Source organism: Streptomyces lacaronensis (genome assembly GCF_047337785.1).
In the GTDB taxonomy this organism is placed as follows: domain Bacteria; phylum Actinomycetota; class Actinomycetes; order Streptomycetales; family Streptomycetaceae; genus Streptomyces; species Streptomyces lycopersici.
Map to the genome: position 1 here is coordinate 2,080,136 of NZ_JBLHDK010000003.1, position 23,804 is coordinate 2,103,939.

The following is a 23,804-nucleotide window of genomic DNA, read 5'->3' on the forward strand; positions in this document are numbered from 1 at the left end:
TCGCCCGGTCCGGGCGGACCCGAACCGGGTCCCGCACCGGGCCCCGTGCCCGGACCGCCCCCGGGTCCGCCGCCCGACCCGATTCCCTCCCCTCCGCCCGAGCCGCCGCCGAACCCCACGCCCGGCCCCCCACCGGACCCGTCCCCCGACCCGGTGCCCAAGCCGCCGGGCCCGGATCCGGTCCCGGACCCCTCACCGGCGCCCGGCCCCTTGACCCGGTGAGGCCGTTGCCTCGGTGAGCTCACCGGCTCGGTGAGTGCCCGGGTGGCGTAACAGCGGTGGGTGCCGCGGCGGCCGGGGTGAGACCGTCGGACGGAACCGGACCGGCAAAGGAGAAGCAGATGGCCACCACCGCTCCGGCCCGCCCCGTCCTCGAACCCGCCGCCGCGGCGTTCGCCGAGGCCACCGCCAAACCGCCGTATCCGTACCAGGTGACGCCCGCCGAGGGCCGTCGCACGCTCGACGAGGTGCAGTCGGGCGAGGTGCCCAAACCCGAGGTGGACGAGGAGTGGATCAGCGTCGGGGGCATCCCGGCGGGCGGCGTCAGGGCGCGGATCGTGCGCCCTCCGAAGGCCGTCGGCACCCTCCCGGCGATTCTCTACGTCCACGGCGCGGGCTGGGTGTTCGGCAACGCCCACACCCATGACCGGCTGGTCCGGGAGCTGGCCGTCCGGGTGGGCGCCGCGGTCGTCTTCCCCGAGTACGACCTCTCCCCCGAGGCCCACTACCCGGTGGCGGTGGAGCAGAGTTACGCGGTGGGCCAGTGGATCGTGGCCCACGGCGAGGGCGCGGGGCTCGACGCCTCCCGGATCGCGGTGGCCGGGGACTCGGTAGGCGGCAACATGGCCATCGCCCTCACCCTGCTCGCCAAGGAGCGCGGCGATCTGCCGCTGGTGCGGCAGGTGCTCTTCTACCCGGTGACCGACGCCGCCTTCGACACCGGCTCCTACGAGCAGTTCGCCGAGGGCTACTTCCTCACCCGTGAGGCGATGAAGTGGTTCTGGGACCAGTACACCACCGACCCGGCGCAGCGCGCCGAGATCACCGCCTCCCCGCTGCGCGCCACCCCCGACCAGCTCGCCGGGCTGCCGCCCGCCCTGGTCATCACCGGCGAGGCGGATGTGCTGCGCGACGAGGGCGAGGCGTACGCGGCCAAGCTGCGGGAGGCCGGGGTGCCGGTCACCGCCCTGCGGATGCAGGGGATCATCCATGACTTCCTGATGCTGGACGCGCTGCGCGACACCCGGGCCGCACGGGCGGCGCTCACCCTGGCCGTGGACACTCTGCGGGACTCGCTGGGCACCGCCTGAAGAGCCCCGCCCCGAAGTGAACGGGATCCCCGACGGGATCCCCGAATTGAAGGGGATGTCCCGCCTCAGGCGCCGCCCTTCGTCCGCTTCGCCTGCCGCTTGAGCTCCTGCTTGTGGGCGCGGACCTTGTCCAGCGACTCGGGCCCGGTGATGTCGGCGACCGAGCGATACGCGCCCTCCTCGCCGTACGCCCCGGCCGCCTCGCGCCAGCCTTCAGGCCGCACCCCCATCCGCTTCCCCAGCAGGGCGAGGAAGATCTGCGCCTTCTGCTTGCCGAAACCGGGCAGCTCGTTCAGCCGCCCGAGCAGTTCCTGCCCCGAGGAGACATCGCGCCACAGGGCGGTCGGATCGCCCCCGTAGTGCTCGGCCAGATACCGGCACAGCTGCTGGACGCGACCCGCCATCGAGCCCGGGTAGCGATGCACCGCGGGCTTCTCCGACAGCAGCGCCGCGAACCCCTCGGGGTCGTGGGCGGCGATCTCCTGGGCGTCCAGGTCGTCCCCGCCCAGGCGCCGCGCGATGGTGTACGGACCGGAGAACGCCCATTCCATGGGCACCTGCTGATCGAGCAGCATCCCGATCATCAGGGCCAGCGGGTCGCGCTCGAGCAGGGCGTCCGCCTCGGGCTGCTGGGCGAGACGAAGGCGTGCGTTCATCCCGTCTGAATACCCCGCCACGACCGGGACGAAGCACCTAAAACCCGCATACCACCCAAAGGTGCTCACACCGTAACCAATTTGGTCGAATTGCGAGGTGTTCGGGCTCATGCGAATCTGGTGGCGACCGCCGTGACATCGGACCACGGAGGCGAGTGACCATGTCAGCAACCGCGACTCGCCAACGACGCCATGACGACACTCCCGACACCGGCGGTGCCTTCCTGCGTCTGTCCCGGCTCCCGTCCGGGCCCGAACGCGACGCGCTGCGCGAGGCGATCATCTGCGCCTGGCTGCCCGTCGCCAAACGCCTGGCGCTGCGCTTCCGCAACAAGGGCGAGAACATGGAGGATCTCACGCAGGTCGCCTCGCTGGCCCTGGTGAAGGCCGTCGACCGCTACGACCCCGACCTCGGCCACGCCTTCCCCTCCTATGCGATCCCCGTCATCACGGGCGAGCTCAAGCGCCACTTCCGCGACTATCTGTGGACCCTGCACATCCCCCGCAACATCCAGGAGGTTCGCTCCCGCACCCGCTCCGCGCGTGACGCGCTGGAGCAGGAGCTCGGCGGGCGCACCCCCACCATCCACGAGATCTGCCTGCGCACCGGTATGCCCCAGGAGGATGTGAAGGCCGGTCTGGAGGCCAGCGCCTCCTGCACCCCGCTCTCCCTCAACGCCGCCGTACAGGGCGCCGAGGAGCGGCTGCTCGCCGAGACGGTGGGCGCGGACGACGCCGCGATCGAACGCGTCGTCAACCGCGAGGCGCTGCGGGTGCTGATCGCCGAGCTGTCGGAGCAGGACCGTTACGTGCTCTATCTGAGGTTCTTCGCGGGGCTTTCGCAGAGCCAGATCGGTGAGATCCTGGGCTTCTCCCAAATGCACATATCCCGCAGGCTCTCCCGGCTCTACAGCGAGCTGCGGCAAGGGCTCATGGCCTACGCCTAGCGACGGCGACGCCGACAGCGACAGCGACAGCCCGCGCAACCCTCGGCAGGAGGTGGCCGATGCGCTCCGAAACCGCCCGTATCGCCGCGGACGACGCCATGCTCGTGGGCGATCTGGCCCTTCCCGAGCAGCCCATCGGCGTCGTCGCGTTCGCCCACGGCAGCGGCAGCTCCCGGCACAGCCCGCGCAACCGCGCGGTGGCCCGGGTGCTGCAGGACGCGGATCTGGCCACCCTGCTGTTCGATCTGCTCACCGAGGCCGAGGAGCGGGTGGACGCGATCACCGCGGAGCTGCGCTTCGACATCCCGCTGCTGGGCCGCCGGCTGGGGGCCGCCGTGAACTGGCTCGACGGGCACCCGGCCACCTCCGGATTGCCGGTGGGGCTGTTCGGCGCCAGTACGGGCGCGGCGGCGGCGCTGACGGCCGCCGCGGAGCGGCCGGAGCGGGTGGCGGCCGTGGTCTCCCGCGGCGGGCGGCCCGATCTCGCGGGCGGTGCGCTGAACCGGGTGCGGGCGCCGGTACTGCTGATCGTGGGCGGTGACGACCATGAGGTACTGCGGCTCAACCAGCAGGCGGCCGCCATGCTGGCCGCCCCGCAGGAGATCCATGTGGTGCCCGGGGCGAGCCATCTCTTCGAGGAGCCCGGCACCCTGGAGCAGGCCGCCGAGGCGGCGCGCGACTGGTTCGTACGGATGGCCGAGCGCCCGGCCCGGGGCGGCAAGCGCTGACGGACCGCGGCTAGGACCCCGGGGCGAGCCCCAGCGCGGCTAGGACCCCGGGGCGAGCCCCAGCACCTGCCGCAGATCGTAGGAGACCGGCTCCTCCAGCTGGTCGTAGGTGCATTGCGGGGGCTCCCGGTCCGGCCGCCAGCGCCGGAAGCGGGCGGTGTGCCGGAAACGGCGGCTCTGCATGTGGTCGTAGGCCACCTCGCACACCCGCTCCGGGCGCAGCGGCACCCACGACAGATCCTTGACCCTGGTCCAGCGGCTGGGCGCGCCCGGCATCCGGCCCTGGGCATGGGCCTCCTCCCGCGCCCAGTCGGCCCACGGGTGGCCCTCGACGGTCTCCATGCGCAGCGGCTCCAGCTCCGCCAACAGCTCCTGGCGGCGGCGCGCGGAGAAGGCGGCGCTGACGCCCACGTGCTGGAGACGGCCGGTGTCGTCGTACAGGCCGAGCAGCAGCGAGCCGATGCCCTGGCCGGACTTGTGGACGCGGTACCCGGCCACCACACAGTCCGCCGTGCGCTCATGCTTGACCTTGACCATCACGCGTTCACCGGGGCGGTAGCGGAGGTCGGGGCTCTTGGCCACCACGCCGTCGAGCCCCGCACCCTCGTAACTCTCGAACCACTGCCGGGCCACCTCGAGATCGTCGGTGCAGGGGGCCAGGTGCACCGGGTCCTCGGCGTGGCGCAGCGCCTCGGTGAGGGCCGCGCGGCGCTCGCTCTGCGGGGTGTCCAGCAGCGAGGCGTCCCCGAGGGCGAGGAGGTCGAAGGCGACGAAACTGGCCGGGGTCTGCTCCGCCAGCATCCGCACCCGGGAGTCTGCGGGGTGGATCCGCTCCAGCAGGGCGTCGAAGTCCAGCCGCCCCTCCCGCACGATGACGATCTCGCCGTCCAGGACGCAGCGCGGCGGGAGGTTGGCGAGCAGCGCCTCGGCCAGTTCGGGGAAGTAGCGGGTGAGCGGCTTGGTGGTGCGGCTGCCGATCTCGATCTCGTCCCCGTCGCGGAAGACGATGGCCCGGAAGCCGTCCCATTTGCCCTCGTAGACCATCCCGGGCGGGATGGAGGCCACGGCCTTGGCCAGCATCGGCTCGACGGGAGGCATCACCGGAAGGTCCATGATGTCCGATTGTGCTCCTGTGGCGGGCCGGGCGCCCGCCGGGAGGCGGCCCCGGGCGGGCGGGCCTAGCGTGTCCGTATGGGAGAGTCGGTGGAGCTCACGGTCGGCGGTCGCACGGTGCGGGTGACCAACCCCGGGAAGGTGTACTTCCCGGAGCGCGGGTTCACCAAGCTGGACCTCGCGCGCTACTACCTGGCGGTCGGCGAGGGCGCGCTGCGGGCGCTGCGGGACCGGCCGACGACGCTGGAGCGCTATCCGGACGGGGTGGACGGGGAGTCGTTCTTCCAGAAGCGGGCCCCGAAGAACCTCCCGGAGTGGATTCCGACCGGCCGGATCTCCTTCCCCAGCGGGCGGCACGCGGACGAGATCTGCCCCACCGAGACGGCCGCGGTGGTGTGGGCGGCGAATCTGGGCAGCCTGACCTTCCATCCGTGGCCGGTGCGGCGCGGGGACACCGAACACCCCGATGAGCTGCGGATCGACCTCGACCCGCAGCCGGGCACCGACTACCAGGACGCGGTGCGGGCCGCGGGAGAGCTGCGCGAGGTGCTGGACGGGCTGGGGCTGCGCGGGTGGCCCAAGACCTCGGGCGGCCGGGGGCTGCATGTCTTCGTCCCGATCGCGCCGGAGTGGACCTTCACCCAGGTGCGACGGTCCGCGATCGCGATCGCGCGGGAGCTGGAGCGACGCGCTCCGGAGCGGGTGACCACCAAGTGGTGGAAGGAGGAGCGCGGCGAGAAGATCTTCGTGGACTACAACCAGACCGCCCGCGACCGCACCATCGCCAGCGCCTATTCGGTGCGCCCCCGCCCCCATGCCCCGGTCTCCGCGCCGCTGCGCTGGGAGGAGGTCCCCGACGCCCGGCCGCGCGACTTCGACCTGGCCACCATGCCGGTGCGCTACCGCGAGCTGGGTGATGTGCACGCGGACATGGACGAGCACACCTTCCGTCTGGAGGCCGCGCTGGAGCTGGCCGCGCGGGACGAGCGGGAGCACGGTCTGGGCGACCTCCCGTATCCGCCGGAGCATCCGAAGGTGAAGGGCGAGCCGAAACGGGTGCAGCCGAGCCGCGCCAAGAAGTGATGGCCGGATCCTTGGCTGCTGCGAGAATCGCGCCATGTCCGTCTTCATCCATCCCGGCCGCCATCGGGTGGCGGTGCTGGTCCGCCACGGGCTGCTGCCGTTCGAGCTGGGCATCGCGCACCGGCTGTTCGGCCGGGCCGTATCGGCCGCGGGCCGGCCGCTGTATGAGGTGGTGACCTGCGCGCTGGTCCCCGGTGAGGTGCGTACGGATTCCGACGTCACGATGAACGTCGCACATGGCCCGGAGGCGCTGGCCGAGGCCGACACCGTGCTCGTCCCGGCCGCCAACGAACCGGACGCACCACAGACCGAGGGCAAGCTGGACGCCCCGCTCACCGGCGCCTTCGCCCGGATCCGCCCCGGCGCCCGGATCGCCTCGATCTGCACGGGGGCGTTCGTCCTGGCGGCCGCGGGGCTGCTGGACGGCCGCCGGGCGACCACCCACTGGCAGGAGGCCGACCGGTTCCGGGAGCTGTTCCCGGCCGTCGCCCTCGACCCGGACGTCCTCTACGCGGACGAGGGCGAGGTGCTGACCTCGGCCGGGGACGCCGCCGGTATCGATCTGATCCTGCACATCATCCGGCGCGACCACGGCGCGGCGGTGGCGGGCGAGGTGGCCCGCGCATCGGTGGTGGCCCCGCATCGCGACGGCGGCCAGGCGCAGTTCATCCGGCGGCCGGTGCCGGAGCGGCGCGGCGGCTCCACCGGCGCGGCCCGCGCCTGGGCACTGACCCGGCTCGACCGTCCGCTGACCCTGCGGGAGCTGGCCGAGCGGGAGTCGATGAGCGTACGGACCTTCTCCCGGCGGTTCCGGGACGAGGTGGGGATGACCCCGGTGCAGTGGCTGACCCAGCGGCGCCTCGAGCGCGCCCGGCAGCTGCTGGAGGAGAGCGATCTGCCGGTGGACCGGGTCGCGGCGGACGCGGGGTTCGGCACCGCCGCCTCGCTGCGGCAGCATCTGCACACCGCCCTCGGGGTGTCACCGAGCGCCTACCGCGCCACGTTCCGTGGCAGCGCCGCCCATCCCTGAGGGGTGTCCGGTGGCAGGGGCTCGCCCCCTGGACCCTGGGGTCGGTTGCGCCCCGAAGGGGCCCGTGTCGATGTGCGGCTCCGCCGCGTGGGCGCGACCAGCCACGACGCGGCCGCGGATGAACGACCGAACCTTGCGCCACTCCCCGCGGAGCGCCTAGGGCCCTTCTGACGGATCTCCGCGGCGTCGCGACGCCCGGCACGCCCTCTCGCCCCACCGCGCGAAAACCCAAGTAGCTCCGCTACGAGGGCTTCCGCGCGGCACGCCGAGAGCACGCACCGGACGCCGCTCCTTCCTCCACGGAGATCCGTCAGAAGGACCCTAGTGACGGGCCGTGAACTGGCCCGTGCCCAGGGTGTGGAACCAGGTCTGGATCCGGTGCTCGTTGTGGGTGGTGGCGAGCGAGAGGAGCAGCAGCAGCCGGGCCTTCTGCGGGGTGAGGTCCTGGGCGCCGATGACGCCGCGCACATCGGGATCGTAGACCGCGCCGGAGCCGGTGCGGGAGGCGGAGACCATGACCACCCCGTTCTTGACGGCGTCGTCCCGGGCCTCGGTCATGGCCGGGGAGAGACCGCCCGCCCCGGTGCCCGCCGTGACGATCCCGGCCGCCCCGGCGTCGGCGAACGCCTTGACGGCCTGGGGTCCGGCGCCCTGGTAGCTGTAGGCGATGTCGACCTTCGGCAGCGGCCGCCGGGCGATCCGGTCGAGGTCGAACGGCGTCTTCCAGCCTGGCTTGCCGCACTGCTCGACCCGGGCGGGCGCGTGGTTGACGCGGATGTGGTTCTGGTCGATGACGCCGAGCTCTCCGCTGCTGCCGCTGTTGAAGGCGTTCAGCCGCAGGGTGTCGGACTTGCGCACCTCGCGGGCGGCGTGGATCTGGTCGTTGAGCATCACCACGGTGCCGAAGCAGGTGGTCCGGCCGCTGGCGGCGAGGTGGATGGCGTTGTAGAGGTTGGCCGGGGCGTCGGAGCCGATCACCGTCCAGGGCCGCATGGCGCCGGTGAGCACCACGGGCTTGTCGCTGCGGACGGTCAGGTCCAGCCAGTACGCGAACTCCTCCATGGTGTCGGTGCCGGTGGTGACCACGACCCCGTCGTTGAACTTCAGGGCGTGGTCGACGGCGGCGGTGAGCCGGCGGTACTCGGGGATCGTGTAGTTGTTGGAGTCCTTGTTGCCGAACTGCTGGGCGGTCACGTCGGCGATCCGGTGCACCCCGGGTCCGAGGTCGTTCACCAGCCGGGACACCGGGAGCTTCCCCGCCTGGTAGTCGTCGAAGGACACCTTGGTCTTGCTGACGCCCGCGATGGTGCCCCCGGTGCCGATGACGGCGACCTTGGGGGTGGGCCTGGGGATCGGCTCCGCGGCACCGGCGAGGGAGGCCGTGGTCCCCAGGGCGAGGGCCACCAGAGTGATCAATACGCCGGAGCGGCGGGCGAGCTGAGCCATGGGGACGTCATCTCATCGATGGAGTGTATGAGGGGTCGGCCCTTCTTCAGCCACTCTCCACGGTAACCACGGAGTTCTCCGGCAGGCGAGGGCGGCGCAGCCGGGCCAGCAGCAGGGCCACGTCGTCGTCCGGCGCCCCGTGCAGCGCGGCCAGCACCTGGTCGCAGATCCGCTCCAGCGGGCCCTGGTGGCGGCGCAGCAGCTGGACCAGGGTGTGCAGCCCCACGTCGAGGGACTGGTGGCGCTTCTCCACCAGGCCGTCGGTGAACAGGGCCAGCAGCGCCCCCTCGGCCAGTTCCCGCTCCACCGAGGCGAACGGGACGCCGCCGACGCCGAGCGGGGCGCCGGTGGGGATGTCGATGAGTTCGGCGTCGCCGCCGGGGTGCACCAGCACCGGCGGCAGATGGCCGGCGGTGGACATCTCGCACCGCCCGGTGCGCGGATCGCACACCGCGTAGAGACAGGTGGCGATGGACTCCCCCAGGCTGGGCGTGAGCTCGTCGAGATGACACAGCACCTTGGCCGGGGGCAGCCCGAGGCAGGAGAAGGCCCGGGTGGCGGTGCGCAGCTGGCCCATGATCGCCGCGGCGTGGATGCCCTTGCCCATGACGTCGCCGACCACCAGCCCGACCTTGCCGTCCGGGAGGGGCAGCACATCGAACCAGTCGCCGCCGGCGGCGCTGACCGCGGGCAGGTACCGGGAGGCGATCTCCAGGCCGTCCAGGTCGCGCGGCTGCTGGGAGAGCAGGCTGCGCTGAAGGGTGAGGGCGGCGTCGCGTTCGCGGGCGTAGAGCCGGGCGTTGTCGATGCACAGGGCGGCGCGGATGGCCAGTTCGCAGGCGAGGGTGAGGTCCTCCTCGTCGAACGGCCTGGGGTTGATGGTGCGGTGCAGGCTGAGGGTGCCGAGCACACTGCCGCGGGCGATCAGCGGGGCGGCGATGTACGAGTGCACTCCCTCGCGCAGCAGCACCCTGGCGGCGGCGTCGTCCCGGGCGATCCGCCGTACGTCGTTCTCGGTCACGTGCGGCACCAGCAGCGGCCGGGCCTCGCGGACGCACTGGGTGATCAGCCGGGTGGGGTCGTAGCGGGCGATCTCCCCGACCGGGTCCGCCGCGTGGACGGCGTCGGTGGGGTACCCGGCGGCGACGGCGAGCGCCCGGAAGCGGGCGGAGCCGTCGGTCCACACCCGGGGCGTGGCCTCGCGGTGCACCACGGAGTCCAGGACGTCGACGGCCGCGAGGTCGGCGAGCCGGGGCACGGTCACATCGGCGAGTTCCTGGGCGGTCTGGCGCAGATCCAGCGTGGTGCCGATGCGGACGCTCGCGTCGGCGATCATCGCCAGCCGCTCCCGCGCCTCGGCGATCTCGCTGGTCTCCCGGTGGCGCCGGGAGATGTCCATGATGGAGACGGCGATGCCCAGGATCCGCCCGCTGGGGTCCTCCAGCCGGTAGTACGACTCCGACCAGGCATGGTCATGGTCGGGGTCGGCGGGGGTCCGGCCGACGCTCTGCTGGTCCAGCAGCGGCTCACCGGACGCCAGCACCTGCCGCATGGCACCTTCTATGGCCCGGACGTCGAGCCCCGGCAGCACCTCGCCGAGGCGGTGGCCGCGCACCTGGGACTCGGTGATCGAGTTCATCTGCTGGAGGGCCGGGTTGGCGAGCAGCCAGCGCAGCTCGGTGTCGAACACCGCGAGCCCCACGGGCGACTGTTTGATCAGGAAGCCGGAGACGGCCAGGTCGGTCTCCAGCCGCCGTACGGTCCCCTCGTCGGCGGCCAGGCCGAGGGCGTAGCCCTCGCCGTGGGCGTCGCGCAGGCCCATGGTGCGGAACTCCACCTTGAGGGTGGAGCCGTCCGGGCGGCGGACCGGGAAGACACCGGCCCAGGTGTCGCCCGCCCGTACCCGTGCGAAGAGCTCCACGGCCGCCCGGCGGTCCCTCGGGTGGACCAGCAGCTTGTCCGCGCGGCGCCCCAGCGCCTCGGCCGCCCGGTAACCGAACAGCTGTTCAGCCTCGGGGCTCCAGAGGGCGATCCGCCCCTCGACGTCCAGGGCCACGGCGGCGACCCGCAGCAGGTCGAGCACCCCTCCCGGGCCGGTCGCCATGCTGCTGATAGCCGCCTCTTCCTCCTGGTCCACACGGTCATGCGTCGTCATACCGGCACCTCACCGGCTCGCCGTGCCCTCCTACTGTCATACCTCGCCCGGCGGGCCGACGCACACGGATATGACATGGGCACGGTCTCAGATCCCGGTTCAGATGGTGAAGGGCCGCTGCCGGGCGAAGGCGGAGTTCAGCGCACCCGCCTGGAAGAGGTTGGGCGTCTGGTCGGGCGGCATCCGCTGGACGATCTCCCGGTGCAGCCCGCGGTAGCTGCCCGCGAAGGCACCGCCCCGCCAGACCTCCAGCAGGGTCCCGGTGAACAGCCCGTTGACGATCCCGTCGGCCGAGGTCTGATTGTCCTGGCAGCCGGAGATCTGCAACACACTGGCGTCGATCTTTGCGAGGTCCTTGGCGGTACGGGTGTTCTGGATCCGGTCGTAGACGTCGCGGTCGCGCCGGTAGACGGCGGCCTGCACCGACTGGGGCATGGCCCGGATCCTGCGGCCGACCTCCTGGGGGTCGGCGGTGCTGAAGCGCCGGTCGAGCTCCTGGGGGCTGAGCATCTCGGGCAGCCGCCGGGCCACGGTGCCGCTGTGGCAGCTGTCGGAGAGCAACCAGATCCGCACGCCCTTGGCGAACTTCCCGAACAGCTCGAAGAGCTCGTCGTCGACCAGCTGCCGGTCGTACAGCACCCACGTCTCGTCGAGACGGTCGCCGGTCTCGTCGTGGTTGAGGTCGGGCACCTGACCGCCGTGACCCGAGTAGGTGAGGAAGAGGATGTCCCCCTCGGCCAGCCGCCCGGCCGCGGCCTCCAGAGTGGCGGTGACCGTCTCCGCGGTGGCGGCCGGGCTCAGCAGCGGGCCGGTCACATCGAACCCCGCGGCGTCGGCGAGCCCGGCCATGTCCACGGCGTCCTGCTCACATGCGCCCAGCTCACCGCTCCAGCCGTCGTACGCCGCGGGGTCGACCTGGTTGAGTCCGATGTGGACGGAGAGGCCGATGGACATGGGGGCTCCTTGGGTCGAGGACGTGCGGCGGCTCACCATCGCTCGTCACTAAGCGATGATGCGGGGCCGCGCCCCGCCATGCCCTGTTCTCCGGCCCATCCGGAGGAGGCACCTCGCACGCACTCGGCGGGCGACCCGGCCGTCAGGCCCCGCGCGGCCGGGCGTCCAGGGCCCGCAGCGCCATATCGGCGGCGCGCTCGAAGTAGCCGGGCTCCAGGGGCGCGCCACGGGCCGAGACCCGCCAGTAGACCAGCCCGCCGAGCAGATCGAGCGCCAGCTCGCGGTCGAGGTCCGGCGGCAGCTCGCCGCGCTCGACCGCCCGGTCCAGCGCATCGGTCATCCGGGCGCGCCGCGGCTCGCCGATGCAGCGGGCCAGGGCCTGGCTCAGCTCCTCGTCGCGCTGTGCCTCGGCGATCAGGTCCGGCAGGATGCGGGAGAACCGCGGATGGGTCAGCCAGTCGGCCACCGCGCGCAGCCCGGCCAGCACGTCGCCGCGCAGGGTCCCGGTGTCGGGCAGCTCGACCAGGGCGACGCTCAGCTCGGACACGACCGCGATGACCATCCGCTGCTTCGACGGCCACCGCCGGTACAGGGCGCTCTTGCCCACCCCGGCCCGTTTGGCCACCGCCTCCATCGACAACCGGCCGTAGCCCTGCTCGGCCAGCTCGTCGAGGACGGCTTCGGAGATGGCCGCGGTCTTGTCCGCGCGCAGGGTGGCGGCGCCGCTCGGGGGGCGCCGGGTGGGCTCCGACATGACTCCGAGGTTAACAGATGGACGGGACGGTACCGTCTCGTCCTATGCTGTGTCGGCGGGACGGTACCGTCCCGTCCTGTTGATTTCCGTTGACTGAGGAGAGGTACGTCATGGACGACCGCGTCAAGGTGTTCGAGCGGGCGAAGGAGCTGCTGCTCGGCCACGACATGATGGGTTTCGCGGATCTGTGGGCCGTCGACGGCACCATGGAGTTCCCCTTCGCCCCGCCCGGCCGGCCGCGGCTGCTGGAGGGGCGTGAGGCCGTGCGCGCATACGTGCGGGACTACACCGACCACATCGACCTGCGCGCCGTCGCGCACGAGGTCGTCCATCTCACCGATGACCCCGGCGTGCTGATCGTGGAGTTCTCGATGGACGCCGTGGCCGTCGGAAGCGGCCGCCCGCTCCGCCCCGGCTACGTCGCCGTCATCACCGTCCGCGACGGCGAGATCGCCTCGTACCGTGACTACTGGAATCCGCTGATGCTCGACGAGATGAGCTTCGGTTCCGAGGAGGGCCGGACCCATGGCTGAACCCACCGTTCTGGTCCTCGGCGCCACCGGGAACACCGGCTCCAAGGTGCTGCGGATGGTGCGCGCGGAGGGCGCGCGGGCGCTGGCCGCCACCCGGCGGCCCGAGGCCGCGGCCGCGGCGGGCGTGGCCGACGCCGTGCGGTTCGACTGGCACGACCTGGGCGGCCACGCGGCGGCGCTGCGCGGCGTGGACCGGCTCTATCTCGTCGCGCCCCTGGGGGTGGCCGAGCCGCTGCCGGTGGTCGAGCCGTTCCTGAGGACCGCGGCCGCCCAGGGCGTACGGCGGGCGGTGCTGCTGAGCTCGTCCGCGGTCGACGAGGCGGACACCGGCCTCGGCGCGCTGCATACGCTGGTGCGGCGGACCCTGCCCGAGTGGGCGGTGCTGCGGCCCTCGTGGTTCATGCAGAACTTCACCGGTGACCATCCGGCGGCCCAGGCCGTCCGCGGCGACGGCGAGATCGTCACCGCCACCGGGGACGGCAGGGTGGCCTTCGTCGACGCGGCGGACATCGCCGCCGTCGCCACCCGGGCCCTGCTGGACGAACGTCCGCACAACACGGACCACGTCATCACCGGCCCGGAGGCGCTCGGTTACCGGGAGGCGGCGCATATCGTGGCGGAGGTCGCCGGGCGGCCGGTCCGCCATATCGCGGTGGAGACCAGGGAGTTGGTCGCGAGGCTGAGGGCGACAGGGCTGCCGCCGGAGTACGCCGCGTTCCTCGCCGGGCTCGACGAGGACATCCGGCACGGCGCGGAGGACCGTACGACGGACACCGTCGAGCGGGTCACCGGGCGCGCTCCCCGTTCCTTCCGCGCCTTCGCCGAGGCACACCGCGCCGCGTTCGCCCCGGAGTCCGCCGCCTGAGCGGCCTCGCTGAAGTCCGGTGCGGTCCGGTCGCGCCCCGAAGGGGCGCGGGGCTGTGTCGATCCGCGGCTCCGCCGCGCGGCCGCGACCAGCCACGACGCGGCCGCGGACGACCGACCGCACCTCGCGGCGCTTCCCGCGGAGCGCTCAGCGGAACAGCACACCCGGGAGGCCGGGGCGGTCGACGGCCTCCTGGAGGGCGGCGCGCAGGGTGTGGCTGTCGGTGAGGGGGCCGCCGGGCCGGATCAGCCAGACATGGCCCTGCCGTACGCAGCCGGGCCTGGGGCAGCGCAGCACCCGGCCCGGCCCCGCCGCGGCCACCGTCCGGCGGCGGGCGTAGGCCGTCCCGGCCAGCCAGACCTTCCACTCGGCCGCGGATCCGGGCGGCACGAGGAAGGAGAGCACATGGCTGGCGGTGGCCAGCATCACCGGCCCCGCCGCGTCGCGCCGCCGCAGCGCCTGGACCACCGCGGTGCCGATGTCGTCGCACATCCGCACCAGGTCGAAGACCGGGCCCACCGGCAGATCGGCGAGGCCGGTGCCGCTGGCCCACTGGAGCCGCACCCGCCCGGGGTCGTCGCTCGCGGCCAGCAGCCATTCGGCCGCGTCGGTCTCCACGGTGACCCGCATCCGGCGCTCCCCCCGCGCCCCCGCGTTCATGAAGTGACCGCCAGCGGCAGGGTGAACCACACCTTCTTCCCCCGGACTCCGGGATCGGGCGGCTCGGTGCCCCAGTCGGCCGCCAGGTCATCGACGATGGCCAGCCCCCGTCCGGACTCCTCGGTGGGCTCCGGCCTGCGGGCGACCGGGATCACCGGCGAGCCGTCGGCCACCTCCACCCGCAGCTCACGGCCGAAGCGCTCCAGCGAGACGGTGATGGTGACGGTGTCGGCGGGGCCGGAGCTGCCGTGCTCCACGGCGTTGGCGAACAGTTCGTTGGTGGCGAGGACGACATGGTCCACGATCGCGCCGAGCCGCCAGTCGCGCAGATGCCCGGCGACCATCCGGCGCACCGCGGCGGCGCGGTCGGGGAGGGCGGGGAACTCCGCCCGGAAGAGCCGGCGGGTGTCCAGCGGGATCACCGGCCTCTCCCCTCCGGGGCAGGGGACGGGGATCGCCGCGACGGCCGGGCCGTCGACCGGCGCGGTTCTCGGCGCGGCGGCCCGCCCGGTAACCGGATCGGTTCGCGGGCGGTCCGCGGAGACCGCGACGCCACGGCTCGGGCCCATCGTCTCGCCCTCCTCATCGGCCGACGCCGGCCGGTGCGACAGTCCTGGACAGGATCGGCTCACGGTGTCGGTCCTCACGGTCCTCATCGGTCTGTGGACTCTGGTGGCATACGGGCACATGGGGTGATTGATGTTCGGGTAAGCGGGTAAGCGCATTCTGGCGACCGACGGCGTGGCATCTGGGCTGGTGACAGGTGGTGCGCACGCCCCACCCGACCCGCCTGGACCAGCTGCCACGGACGGAGACGGCCCGGTCGCGGTGAGTGCCGGTTACCGGCATGGTTCCTCCTTCGAAGGCAGCGCAATGCGCCATCGGTCGCCGTTCATGTAGACAAACGGTTGGACCGGCCGGTGGGCGAGAGGGCATGGGGGTTGTCCGGTTGTACGGGCGTAGTGGTTCGGGCTGTACGGTCCGGACGTGGCAAGCGTGAGCGGGGGCCGCGAGGGGCGGCCCGGCCCGGGGGAACGGTCCGGTGTGGACGGCAAGCGCGTCCTGGTGACCGGGGGCTCCCGGGGGCTGGGTGAACAGATCGTACGGCTCCTGGCCGCCGGCGGGGCGCGGTTGGCCACGTGCGCGCGGACCCCGGAGCACCTGCGGTCCCTCACGGCGTCCCTGAGCGCCGGGGGGCACGGGGAGTACGGGGACGGGGAGTACGGGGAGCCGTTCACCCGTGCGCTGGACGTCACCGAGCCGGAGCTGCTGGAGCGGTTCGTCGATGCGGCGGCGGAACGTTTCCGCGGTCTTGACGGCGTGGTGGCCTGCGCCGGTGGCGCCCGCGGCCGCGGCATCGAGGACGCCGGTCCCCAGGACTGGTCGCTGACCTGGGAAATGAACGTCGGTCATACGGCCCGGCTGGTGAAGGCCGCGGTGCCGCATCTGCGCCGGGCGGGCGGCGGCTCCGTGGTGGTGATCGCCTCCATCTCCGGCTGGAAGCCGGGGCCCCAGGCACAGTACGGGGCGGCCAAGGCCGCCCAGATCCATCTGGCGGCCTCACTCGCCCGTGAGCTGGGCCCGGACGGGATCCGGGTGAACGCCGTCTCCCCGGGGTCCATGCTGATCCCGGGGAAGCGGTGGGACCGGATGCGCACCGAAGAGCCCGAGGCCTACGCCCGGTTCACGGCCGAGCTGCCACGCGGTGAACTGGTCACCCCGCGGGAGGTCGCCCAGGTCGTGGCGTTCCTGCTCTCGGACGCCTCGAGCGGGGTCTCCGGTGCGCATCTGCCCGTGGACCGAGCCCAGAACGCCCCCACGCCGGGAGGCTATTGACCCCCCGGCGCTCCCCCGAGCGGAGGCGCTCCGGACACGCCACCGGCCGCCCCCGTGGAGCGGCCGGAGACTTCACCCAAGGCACCGGCGGGGCGAGGCCCCAGAGACTGGATGCCCCAGCGGCCGGATGCCTCAGAGGCCGGATGCCTCAGGCGGCCACGCCGAGCACGGTCCGGGAGCGCTGCTCGAACTCCCTGACCATGGGCTCCCCGCGGTGCGGCCGCAGCCGGGTGCGGAAGTCGCGCAGCGCCTGGATCGAGCGCTCGCTGTGCACCCCGCTGAGCGTGTCGAGCGCCTCGCCCGCGGTGCCCACGGCCTCGTCCAGCCGGCTCTGCTGGAGATAGGCCGTGGCCAGCACGGATCTGCTGATGGCCTGGCGCCGGCGCCGCTCGGCGTTGGCGCGCACGGATTCGGCGGCGGCGTGCTCGGCGTCCGTGGCATTGCCCAGGTCGCGGAAGCACAGCGCCGCCTCGGCGGCCAGATAGTGGTGGTCGAGGAAGCGCACCCAGGGCGACTCCTGCTCGGGGCCCTGACTGGCCTCCAGCTGGGCGTCGGCCGCGCGCAGCGACTTGGACGCCTCCCGGGGCTGGTCCAGCGCGGCGTAGCCACGGGCGGCCATGGCGTGCAACCGCATCAGCCCGAGCGGGCTTCCGGCGTGCTTGGCGGTGGCGACACCGACCCGGGCCAACTCGACCCCCGCCTCGGGCTGGCCCAGGTTGGTCGCCAGATGGGACAGGCCGGCCAGGATCTGACCGCCCAGGACCCGGTCGCCGCCCTCGGCGCACAGCCGCAGCGCCTGGGTCATATAGCGCTGGGCCAAGCCGTATTCGGCGTTGTCATAGCTGCTCCAGCCGGCCATCGCGGCCAGCTTGGCGGCGGCGGTGAACAGCTGGCGCCGCTCCTGCGGAGGCGCGCCGCGCTGCTGGAGCATGGGGACGACCTCGGTCGACAGATAGAGCACGATGCTGGCGCGGACCTGGCCGCCGCCGAAGCGATTGTCCATCTCGTCGAACATGTTGATCGCCGCGTGGACCTGTTCGACGCGGCCGCCTTCGGCCGCGGGTGCGAGCCGGGCGGTGTCCTGGTTCTCGACCAGCCACAGCAGCCATTCGCGCTGTGGGGTCACCAGCGCGCCGGCGACGAAGGGCACCGCACCCAGCAGGCTGCGGCGGGATATGTCGGTGGAGCCGAGTTCGGCGAGCGTGTGCAAGGTTTCGCTTACGTCCTCCCGGTAGGCCAGCGCCCGGGCCACGACCGGGCGCTGTCGGTCGGAGATGAACCCCAGTTCGGCGGGGCCCACGGGCCTGCCGAGCCGGTGGGAGAGCACGGCGGCGATCAGCTCCGGCGTGGTGCCGCGCGGCTGTCCGCCTTGCAACCAGCGGGTGACGGACGCCTTGTCGTAGTTCGACTCGCGCCCCTGCCTACGGCCCAGTTCATTGACCCGCAGGGCCAATGAGGCGTAGGAGCACCCGGATTCCTTCAGAGCGGCGGCCAACGCGCCGTTGACCACGGCGCCCTGGCGCCCGGTCACCGGCTGTGCGTGATGCGTCACCGTGACTGTCCCTGTTTCGGGCCACGGCGGCCTGCGGGATCCCCGCCGCTCGCCGCCCACCGGTCAGCCGGGGGCCTCAACGACGTTGTGGACATAGGTGGTTGGGAGCCCTCGCCATCGAGGGTGAGATGGGTCACGTGCTCACTATGAGTGGTGAAGCCGTCACCCCGCAACCTTCGTTCTGATAATTTCAAAGCGCTCCGCTCGCTCTGTCTGTGTCATCCATCGCGTGGCACACTGTGCAGGCATATGACAGCCATTCCTACGGGAGGCGGACGTGAGCGAGGCACGGCCGGCCGGCGCCGCCCCCACCGTCTTACGGAGAGTCCTGGGCAAGCGTCTGCGGCATCTGCGCGAGCGGGCGAAGGTGTCGTTCGAGGAAGCCGCGAAGGCCATCGAGGTCACCCCGTTGACCGTGCGCAGGATGGAAAAGGCGGAAGTCGGCCTCAAGATCCCGTATCTGAAGGAGCTGCTGCGGAACTACGGCGTCCGCGGTCCGGAGATGGAGGATTTCCTCGCTCTGGCACGCGAGGCCAACCAGCCGGGCTGGTGGCATCAGTTCCGCGATGTGCTTCCGGACTGGTTCAGTGTTTACGTAAGCCTCGAAAGTGAGGCCACCGTCATTCGTGCGTACGAGCCCCACTACGTTCCCGGGCTGCTCCAGACGGAGGACTACGCACGAGCAGTGCTACGCATGGGCTTCCCGCGGGACACCGAGGAGGAGCTGGAGCGCCGGATCGCCCTGCGGGTCAAGCGCCAGGGCCTGCTCACCAAGCCGGACGCGCCGACCATCTGGGCCATCCTCGACGAGACGGTGCTGCGCCGTCCGGTCGGCGGCTCGCGGGTGATGCGCGACCAGATCGACCACCTCATCGAGACCTTGGACATCCCCAAGGTCAGGCTGCAGATCATGCGGTTCGCGGCGGGGCCGCACCCCGGGGCCTTCGGCCCCTTCCACTACTTCCGCTTCGGATTCTCCGAACTGCCGGACGTCGTCTACACCGAGAGCCTCACCGGGGCCGTCTATGTGGACAAGCCGGCCGAAGTCGTCGCCTATCTCGAGGTCCTGGACCGGATGGCGGTCCAGGCCGAGCCGATCGGCGACAGCAGCACCATCCTGGCCGAACTGCGTAAGGAGCACTGAGATGCATGACCCCGTCTACACCGGAATGCCGGCCACCGACCTGGGCACGGAGGGCTGGGAAAAGCCCTGGAGCGGGTCGAACGGCGGCACCTGCATCGAGGCCAAACGACTGCCGGACGGGCGGATCGCGCTGCGCCAGTCCACCGACCCGGCCGGGCCCGCGCTGATCTACACCCGCTCGGAGGTGGCGTCCTTCCTGGAGGCGGCGAAGGCCGGCGAAGCGGACTTCCTCATCGCCTAGGCGGCCACCCACCATCGGCTCGCCGAAACTCCGCGAAAACCACTACGCCCGCACAACCGCACAACCCCGCACCGCACTCCCGTCCCCACCGTCCCGCCACGCACACTGAAGACGCCGTGGCGGGCGGCGGTGTCGTCCCCCTTGCAGATGTGCAGAGCCCATGGGACCGACAGGATGCCGTAATGAACCTCGACCACGCGGTGACACAGCACCGCACCCTGATCGTCGAGGGCTGCGACGGAGTCGGCAAGGACGCGTTGCTGACCGGTCTCGCCCGCCGGCACGGCTACACCGTCACCCGCGCCTCCCGCGAACTCCCCCATGTCGACCCGGTCCGGCCGTACCGCGAACTCCTCCAGCACGACGGCGCGCTCGCGGTCGACGCCGGGCTGGTCGGCGAGCTCGTCTACGGTCCACTGCGCCGTGGCCACTCCCGGGTGACATGGATTCAGGCGTTCGACTTCGCCGAGGCGGTGGCCGAGCGCCACGGCGCCTTCGTCCATGTGACCGCCCCGGTGCATGTGCTGGAGCACCGGCTGGCCGCGCGCGGCGCCTCGGCGGCGGCGCTCGCGGAGATCGACGCCGCGGTCACCGGTTATGACCACGCCTTTTCCACCCTCGCCGAGCACGCCCCGGTCCTCACCGTCGAGGAGCGGCCGGCCTCCGGCGGCGGTCCGGACCCGGATCCGGGCCACGGCGAGGCGGCGCCGGAGCCCCCGGTGGTCTCGTTCGCCCGGCCCTTCCCGCGCATCCGTTCCCCCGTGCCGTTCGCCGAGCAGAGCTGAACTCCCCGGCACCGGCCCTAAGTTGGTGCCCCGCGAATCGCATCCGCATCGCATCCGCATCGCATCCGCACGGCAGGAGACTGGCGCTATGACAAACGGCTCGTCCACCCCCGACCAGCAGGCCCTGACCAAGATCGACACTACGGTGCCGCATTCGGCCCGGATCTGGAACTACTGGATGGGCGGCAAGGACAACTACGAGGTCGACCGGATCGCCGGTGACGAGTACCGGGAGGTCGCCCCGAACATCGAGACCATGGCCCGCGCCTCGCGCGCGTACCTCATCCGCACCGTCACCCATGTGGCGGGCGAGTGCGGGATCCGGCAGTTCCTGGACATCGGCACCGGGCTGCCCACCTACGACAACACCCACCAGGTGGCCCAGCGGGTGGCGCCCGAGGCCCGCATCGTCTACGTGGACAACGACCCCCTGGTGCTCCGGCACGCCCAGGCGCTGCTCACCAGCACCCGCGAGGGGGTGACCGACTACATCGACGCCGATCTGCACGAGCCCGAGCGAATCCTGGAGGCCGCGTCGAAGACGCTCGACTTCGGCCGGCCCATCGCCCTGATGCTGATGGGCATCCTCGGCCACATCCAGAACTACGACGAGTCGGTGTCGATCGTGCGGCGGCTCCAGGCCGCCTTACCGTCCGGCAGCTACTTCGTGCACTACGACAGCACCGACACCGACCAGGCGCTCAAGCAGGCCCAGCAGGGGTACGACGACACCGGCGCCGTGCCGTACGTGCTGCGCAGCGTCGAGCAGATCAGCCGCTTCTACGAGGGCCTGGAGCTGATCGAGCCCGGTATCGTGTCGTGTCCGCTGTGGCGCCCGGCGCCCTCCGAGACGGACATCGAGACCACCGATGTCCATGGGGGCGTGGCGCGCAAGCCGTGACGGCGGTGACGACCAAACGAATGGTTCGGCCACCGGGGAGGTAACCCCCGCCCCCGTCGCGTCGTCAGACACGGCGCCGGGAAGCGAGGCGGAGGGACGCGCGGGTGTTCGAGGTCGGGGCCTGGAGAGTGCCCTCCTTCAGGCGGCTGCTGCGGGCGTCGGTCGCCGGTGCCCCCGCCGTCGTACGGCAGCGCCGCGGCCCCCAGGAGGAGGCGCCGGGGCGGCCGCGGCACGTGGCCATCATCATGGACGGCAACGGCCGCTGGGCCGCCCTGCGCGGCCTCTCCCGCACCCGCGGCCATCAGGCCGGGGTGCTCGCGCTGCCGCGGGTGGTGGACACGGCCCTGGAGGAGGGCATCGAACACCTGTCGCTGTTCTTCTTCTCCACCGAGAACTGGAACCGGCCGCGCGGCGAGGTGGCCGCGCTGATGCGGCTCACCGCCCAGCTGGCGGATGTCTTCCGCGACTACGGCGAGCGGGGGGTGCGGCTGCGCTGGCTGGGCTCGGAGGCCCGGCTCCCCCGGGCCACGCTGGCCGCACTCCGCCGGGCGGAGGACGACACCCGCGACAACCGCGCCATGACGCTGGCCTTCTGCTTCAACCACGGCGGCCGGGAGGAGATCGCCCGTGCCGCCACCTCGCTGGCCCGCGCCTCGGCGGACGGCGCGCTGGACCCCGGGCTCATCGACGAGGCGCTGTTCACCCGCCATCTGCCGCACGCCGATCTGCCGGACATCGACATGCTGGTGCGGACCTCCGGGGAGCAGCGCATCTCCAACTTCATGCTCTGGCGGGCGGCCTACGCGGAGCTCTTCTTCGTGGACACCCTGTGGCCCGACTTCACCGGTGAGGAGCTCCGCGCGCTGTTGGCCGCCTTCGCGACCCGTAAACGGCGCTTCGGCGCGGGCGTCGGCCCCGTCTGACGCGCCCGCCGCTCCTGGCGGATCCGGCCTAGCGGATCTGGACGCCGGAGAGGGTGCGGGCGATGACCAGCCGCTGGATCTCGCTGGTGCCCTCGAAGATGGTGTAGATGGCGGCGTCGCGGTGCATCCGCTCGACCGGGTACTCGCGGGTGAAACCGTTGCCGCCGAGGATCTGCACCGCCTGGGCGGTGACCTGCTTGGCGGTCTCACTGGCGAACAGCTTGGACATGGAGCCCTCGGCCGACTCGAAGGGCCGTCCGCTCACGGCCATCCACGACGCGCGCCACACCATCAGCCGCGCGGCGTCGATCCGGGTGCGCATGTCGGCGAGCTGGAAGGCGACGCCCTGGTTGTCGATGATGGGGCGGCCGAACTGCTGCCGGGTCTTGGCGTAGTCCAGCGCGACCTCGTACGCGGCGCGGGCGGTGCCGACCGCCATGGCGCCGACGGCCGGGCGGGACGCCTCGAAGGTGGCCATGGCGGCGTTCTTCAGCCGCTCCCCGCCCGACTTGGCCCGCTCCCGGGCGCGCGCGAGGCGTTCGTCCAGCTTCTCCTTGCCGCCGAGCAGGCAGCTGCCGGGCACCCGCACCTGGTCGAGGACCACTTCGGCGGTGTGCGAGGCGCGGATGCCGTGCTTCTTGAACTTCTGCCCCTGGGAGAGACCGGGGGTACCGGGCGGGATGATGAACGAGGCGTGGCCCTTGGAGCCGAGGTCGGGGTCGACGACCGCGACCACCACATGGACGCCCGCGATGCCGCCGTTGGTCGCCCAGGTCTTGGTGCCGTTGATGACCCATTCGTCCTTGGCCTCGTCGTAGACGGCCCGGGTGCGCATGGCGGAGACGTCGGAGCCCGCGTCGGGCTCGGAGGAGCAGAAGGCGGCGACATTCACGTCATTGGCGTCGCCGTACATCTGCGGGATCCAGGTGCCGATCTGCTCCTCGGTGCCGTTGGCGAGGACGCCGACGGCGGCGAGGCCGGTGCCGACGATGGACAGGGCGATGCCCGCGTCGCCCCAGAACAGCTCCTCCATGGTCATGGGGATGCCGAGGCCCGTGGGGTCGAAGTACTGCTGGGCGTAGAAGTCCAGGGAGTACAGGCCGATCTTGGCGGCCTCCTGGATAATCGGCCAGGGGGTCTCCTCGCGCTCGTCCCATTCGGCGGCGGCCGGTCGCATGACGTCCGCGGCGAAGCCGTGGATCCAGTCGCGCACCGCCTTCTGATCGTCGTCGAGCTCGAACGAGAACTCCGCCATGACCCCTCCACGTGCTTATTACCTGCGGTAACAGCAGTCTGTTACCGCCCAGTAGGCGATGTCAACTCCCCCGGGCACGCGGGCCCCGCGCCCCCTTCGAGTGTTACGTTGCGCTCCAGCGCGGAGCGCGATCGCGCCGGGAAACGCGAGGTGCGTAAGGCGCGAGTACGACATCGGGGGCGGGGAGGCAACGCATGCGGACCGGGACCAGCCAGCGGGACGACCAGCGGCAGACGGCCCAGCAGAGGCGCAAGGAGCTGCTGGAGGCCGCGGACCGGGTGGTGCTGCGCGACGGACCAGAGGCCTCGATGAACGCCATCGCCGCCGAAGCGGGCATCACCAAGCCCATTCTGTACCGCCACTTCGGCGACAAGGGCGGACTGTACCGCGCCCTCGCCAAGCGCCACACCGACGCCCTGCTCGCCTCGCTGCGCGCGGCCCTGGACGCGCCCGCCGACAACCGCAGGCAGCGTGTGGAGGCCACCCTGGACACCTATCTGGCCGCGATCGAGGCCCGGCCCCAGGTGTACCGCTTCCTGATGCACCCGGCCGACCACGGCCAGCAGGAGCCGGAGCAGAGCTTCGACGTGGGCCACCACTCCGCCCCGCTGCTGCGGCGGCTCGGCGAGGAGTTGGCCACGGTGATCGCCGACCGGGTGGAGCTGGGCCCCGGCGGCGACGAGGTGGCCCGGGTCTGGGGCCATGGGATCGTCGGCATGATGCACGCGGCCGGTGACTGGTGGCTGCGCGACCGGCCCTGCGCACGCGGCCAGTTGGTGCACCATCTCACCGATCTGCTGTGGGGGCGGCTGTCACTGGCGGACGACCGGGGCGGCGCACCCGGCTTCTGAGGCCCCGGCAGCTCCCCGGCATCGCTCGCGGCCCGCCCGTAGCCCGCTGGTGCCCCGGCTGGAACGGGCCGCGCGCCCAGGG

At 72.2% G+C, this 23,804-nt stretch carries 24 protein-coding genes; 14 read left to right on the forward strand and 10 right to left on the reverse strand.

The window, feature by feature from the left end:
- The first annotated feature begins 341 nt into the window (after positions 1-341).
- On the forward strand, positions 342-1,310 hold the full coding sequence (locus tag ACMTAK_RS09055; protein ID WP_413805718.1) for an alpha/beta hydrolase: 969 nt from the start codon (positions 342-344) through the stop codon (positions 1,308-1,310).
- Positions 1,311-1,375: 65 nt separating this feature from the next.
- Here the strand turns inward: ACMTAK_RS09055 and ACMTAK_RS09060 are convergent, their stop codons facing one another.
- Positions 1,376-1,966 carry an HhH-GPD-type base excision DNA repair protein gene (locus ACMTAK_RS09060; RefSeq protein ID WP_413805719.1) on the reverse strand — a complete coding sequence of 197 codons (591 nt, stop codon included), beginning with the start codon at positions 1,964-1,966 and terminating at the stop codon, positions 1,376-1,378.
- Positions 1,967-2,127: 161 nt separating this feature from the next.
- Between ACMTAK_RS09060 and ACMTAK_RS09065 the strand changes: the two genes are divergently transcribed.
- A complete protein-coding gene (locus ACMTAK_RS09065; protein ID WP_121825716.1) occupies positions 2,128-2,913 on the forward strand; it encodes a SigB/SigF/SigG family RNA polymerase sigma factor in 786 nt (261 codons plus the stop codon).
- Between the two features lie 59 nt (positions 2,914-2,972).
- Entirely contained in the window at positions 2,973-3,641 is a 669-nt protein-coding gene (locus ACMTAK_RS09070) for a dienelactone hydrolase family protein (protein ID WP_413805720.1), read from the forward strand.
- A gap of 39 nt (positions 3,642-3,680) precedes the next feature.
- Here ACMTAK_RS09070 and ACMTAK_RS09075 read toward each other — a convergent pair whose 3' ends face one another.
- Positions 3,681-4,754, reverse strand: a complete 1,074-nt coding sequence (locus ACMTAK_RS09075) for an ATP-dependent DNA ligase (RefSeq protein WP_413805721.1) — start codon at positions 4,752-4,754, stop codon at positions 3,681-3,683.
- A gap of 78 nt (positions 4,755-4,832) precedes the next feature.
- Between ACMTAK_RS09075 and ligD the strand changes: the two genes are divergently transcribed.
- Together ligD and ACMTAK_RS09085 are read left to right on the forward strand one after the other, a co-directional pair.
- Positions 4,833-5,837: a non-homologous end-joining DNA ligase gene (gene ligD, locus ACMTAK_RS09080; protein WP_413805722.1), complete on the forward strand. Its 1,005-nt coding sequence runs from the start codon at positions 4,833-4,835 to the stop codon at positions 5,835-5,837.
- 34 nt (positions 5,838-5,871) lie between these two features.
- Positions 5,872-6,867 (forward strand): GlxA family transcriptional regulator, encoded by a 996-nt coding sequence (locus tag ACMTAK_RS09085; protein ID WP_413805723.1) that lies wholly within the window; start codon positions 5,872-5,874, stop codon positions 6,865-6,867.
- Between the two features lie 321 nt (positions 6,868-7,188).
- Here ACMTAK_RS09085 and ACMTAK_RS09090 read toward each other — a convergent pair whose 3' ends face one another.
- The 4 genes from ACMTAK_RS09090 to ACMTAK_RS09105 form a co-directional block, all read right to left on the reverse strand.
- Positions 7,189-8,313, reverse strand: coding sequence for an asparaginase (locus ACMTAK_RS09090; protein ID WP_413805724.1), 1,125 nt, complete (start codon positions 8,311-8,313; stop codon positions 7,189-7,191).
- A 46-nt stretch (positions 8,314-8,359) separates the two neighbouring features.
- Positions 8,360-10,468 (reverse strand): SpoIIE family protein phosphatase, encoded by a 2,109-nt coding sequence (locus tag ACMTAK_RS09095; RefSeq protein ID WP_413805725.1) that lies wholly within the window; start codon positions 10,466-10,468, stop codon positions 8,360-8,362.
- A gap of 99 nt (positions 10,469-10,567) precedes the next feature.
- Positions 10,568-11,422: a caspase family protein gene (locus ACMTAK_RS09100; RefSeq protein ID WP_413805726.1), complete on the reverse strand. Its 855-nt coding sequence runs from the start codon at positions 11,420-11,422 to the stop codon at positions 10,568-10,570.
- Positions 11,423-11,564: 142 nt separating this feature from the next.
- On the reverse strand, positions 11,565-12,176 hold the full coding sequence (locus tag ACMTAK_RS09105) for a TetR/AcrR family transcriptional regulator (RefSeq protein WP_413805727.1): 612 nt from the start codon (positions 12,174-12,176) through the stop codon (positions 11,565-11,567).
- Between the two features lie 110 nt (positions 12,177-12,286).
- On the opposite strand from ACMTAK_RS09105, the gene ACMTAK_RS09110 reads away from it, so the two are divergent.
- Both ACMTAK_RS09110 and ACMTAK_RS09115 read left to right on the forward strand, forming a co-directional pair.
- Entirely contained in the window at positions 12,287-12,709 is a 423-nt protein-coding gene (locus ACMTAK_RS09110) for a nuclear transport factor 2 family protein (protein ID WP_413805728.1), read from the forward strand.
- Positions 12,702-13,574, forward strand: coding sequence for an NmrA family NAD(P)-binding protein (locus tag ACMTAK_RS09115; RefSeq protein ID WP_413805729.1), 873 nt, complete (start codon positions 12,702-12,704; stop codon positions 13,572-13,574). Before ACMTAK_RS09110 ends, ACMTAK_RS09115 begins: the two co-directional genes overlap by 8 nt.
- Before the next feature lie 147 nt (positions 13,575-13,721).
- On the opposite strand, the gene ACMTAK_RS09120 is transcribed toward ACMTAK_RS09115, so the two are convergent.
- Positions 13,722-14,204: a hypothetical protein gene (locus ACMTAK_RS09120; RefSeq protein WP_413805730.1), complete on the reverse strand. Its 483-nt coding sequence runs from the start codon at positions 14,202-14,204 to the stop codon at positions 13,722-13,724.
- Positions 14,205-14,230: 26 nt separating this feature from the next.
- Complete coding sequence (locus ACMTAK_RS09125; RefSeq protein WP_413805731.1) at positions 14,231-14,803, reverse strand: ATP-binding protein; 573 nt, start codon at positions 14,801-14,803, stop codon at positions 14,231-14,233.
- A gap of 427 nt (positions 14,804-15,230) precedes the next feature.
- Between ACMTAK_RS09125 and ACMTAK_RS09130 the strand changes: the two genes are divergently transcribed.
- On the forward strand, positions 15,231-16,070 hold the full coding sequence (locus tag ACMTAK_RS09130) for an SDR family NAD(P)-dependent oxidoreductase (protein WP_413812834.1): 840 nt from the start codon (positions 15,231-15,233) through the stop codon (positions 16,068-16,070).
- A 148-nt stretch (positions 16,071-16,218) separates the two neighbouring features.
- On the opposite strand, the gene ACMTAK_RS09135 is transcribed toward ACMTAK_RS09130, so the two are convergent.
- Entirely contained in the window at positions 16,219-17,622 is a 1,404-nt protein-coding gene (locus ACMTAK_RS09135) for a hypothetical protein (protein WP_413805732.1), read from the reverse strand.
- 277 nt (positions 17,623-17,899) lie between these two features.
- On the opposite strand from ACMTAK_RS09135, the gene ACMTAK_RS09140 reads away from it, so the two are divergent.
- From ACMTAK_RS09140 to uppS, 5 genes are all read left to right on the forward strand, one after another.
- Entirely contained in the window at positions 17,900-18,766 is an 867-nt protein-coding gene (locus ACMTAK_RS09140) for a helix-turn-helix domain-containing protein (RefSeq protein ID WP_413805733.1), read from the forward strand.
- 1 nt (position 18,767) lies between these two features.
- Positions 18,768-19,007 carry a DUF397 domain-containing protein gene (locus tag ACMTAK_RS09145; protein ID WP_210946467.1) on the forward strand — a complete coding sequence of 80 codons (240 nt, stop codon included), beginning with the start codon at positions 18,768-18,770 and terminating at the stop codon, positions 19,005-19,007.
- A gap of 182 nt (positions 19,008-19,189) precedes the next feature.
- Positions 19,190-19,792 (forward strand): hypothetical protein, encoded by a 603-nt coding sequence (locus tag ACMTAK_RS09150; protein ID WP_413805734.1) that lies wholly within the window; start codon positions 19,190-19,192, stop codon positions 19,790-19,792.
- Positions 19,793-19,880: 88 nt separating this feature from the next.
- Positions 19,881-20,693 (forward strand): SAM-dependent methyltransferase, encoded by an 813-nt coding sequence (locus tag ACMTAK_RS09155; RefSeq protein WP_413805735.1) that lies wholly within the window; start codon positions 19,881-19,883, stop codon positions 20,691-20,693.
- A gap of 104 nt (positions 20,694-20,797) precedes the next feature.
- Positions 20,798-21,616 (forward strand): polyprenyl diphosphate synthase, encoded by an 819-nt coding sequence (gene uppS, locus ACMTAK_RS09160; RefSeq protein ID WP_413805736.1) that lies wholly within the window; start codon positions 20,798-20,800, stop codon positions 21,614-21,616.
- A 28-nt stretch (positions 21,617-21,644) separates the two neighbouring features.
- Here uppS and ACMTAK_RS09165 read toward each other — a convergent pair whose 3' ends face one another.
- Positions 21,645-22,871, reverse strand: a complete 1,227-nt coding sequence (locus ACMTAK_RS09165; RefSeq protein WP_413805737.1) for an acyl-CoA dehydrogenase family protein — start codon at positions 22,869-22,871, stop codon at positions 21,645-21,647.
- Positions 22,872-23,065: 194 nt separating this feature from the next.
- Here ACMTAK_RS09165 and ACMTAK_RS09170 point away from each other — a divergent pair, with 194 nt between their 5' ends.
- Positions 23,066-23,722, forward strand: coding sequence for a TetR family transcriptional regulator (locus ACMTAK_RS09170; RefSeq protein ID WP_413805738.1), 657 nt, complete (start codon positions 23,066-23,068; stop codon positions 23,720-23,722).
- The last annotated feature ends 82 nt before the right edge of the window (positions 23,723-23,804 follow it).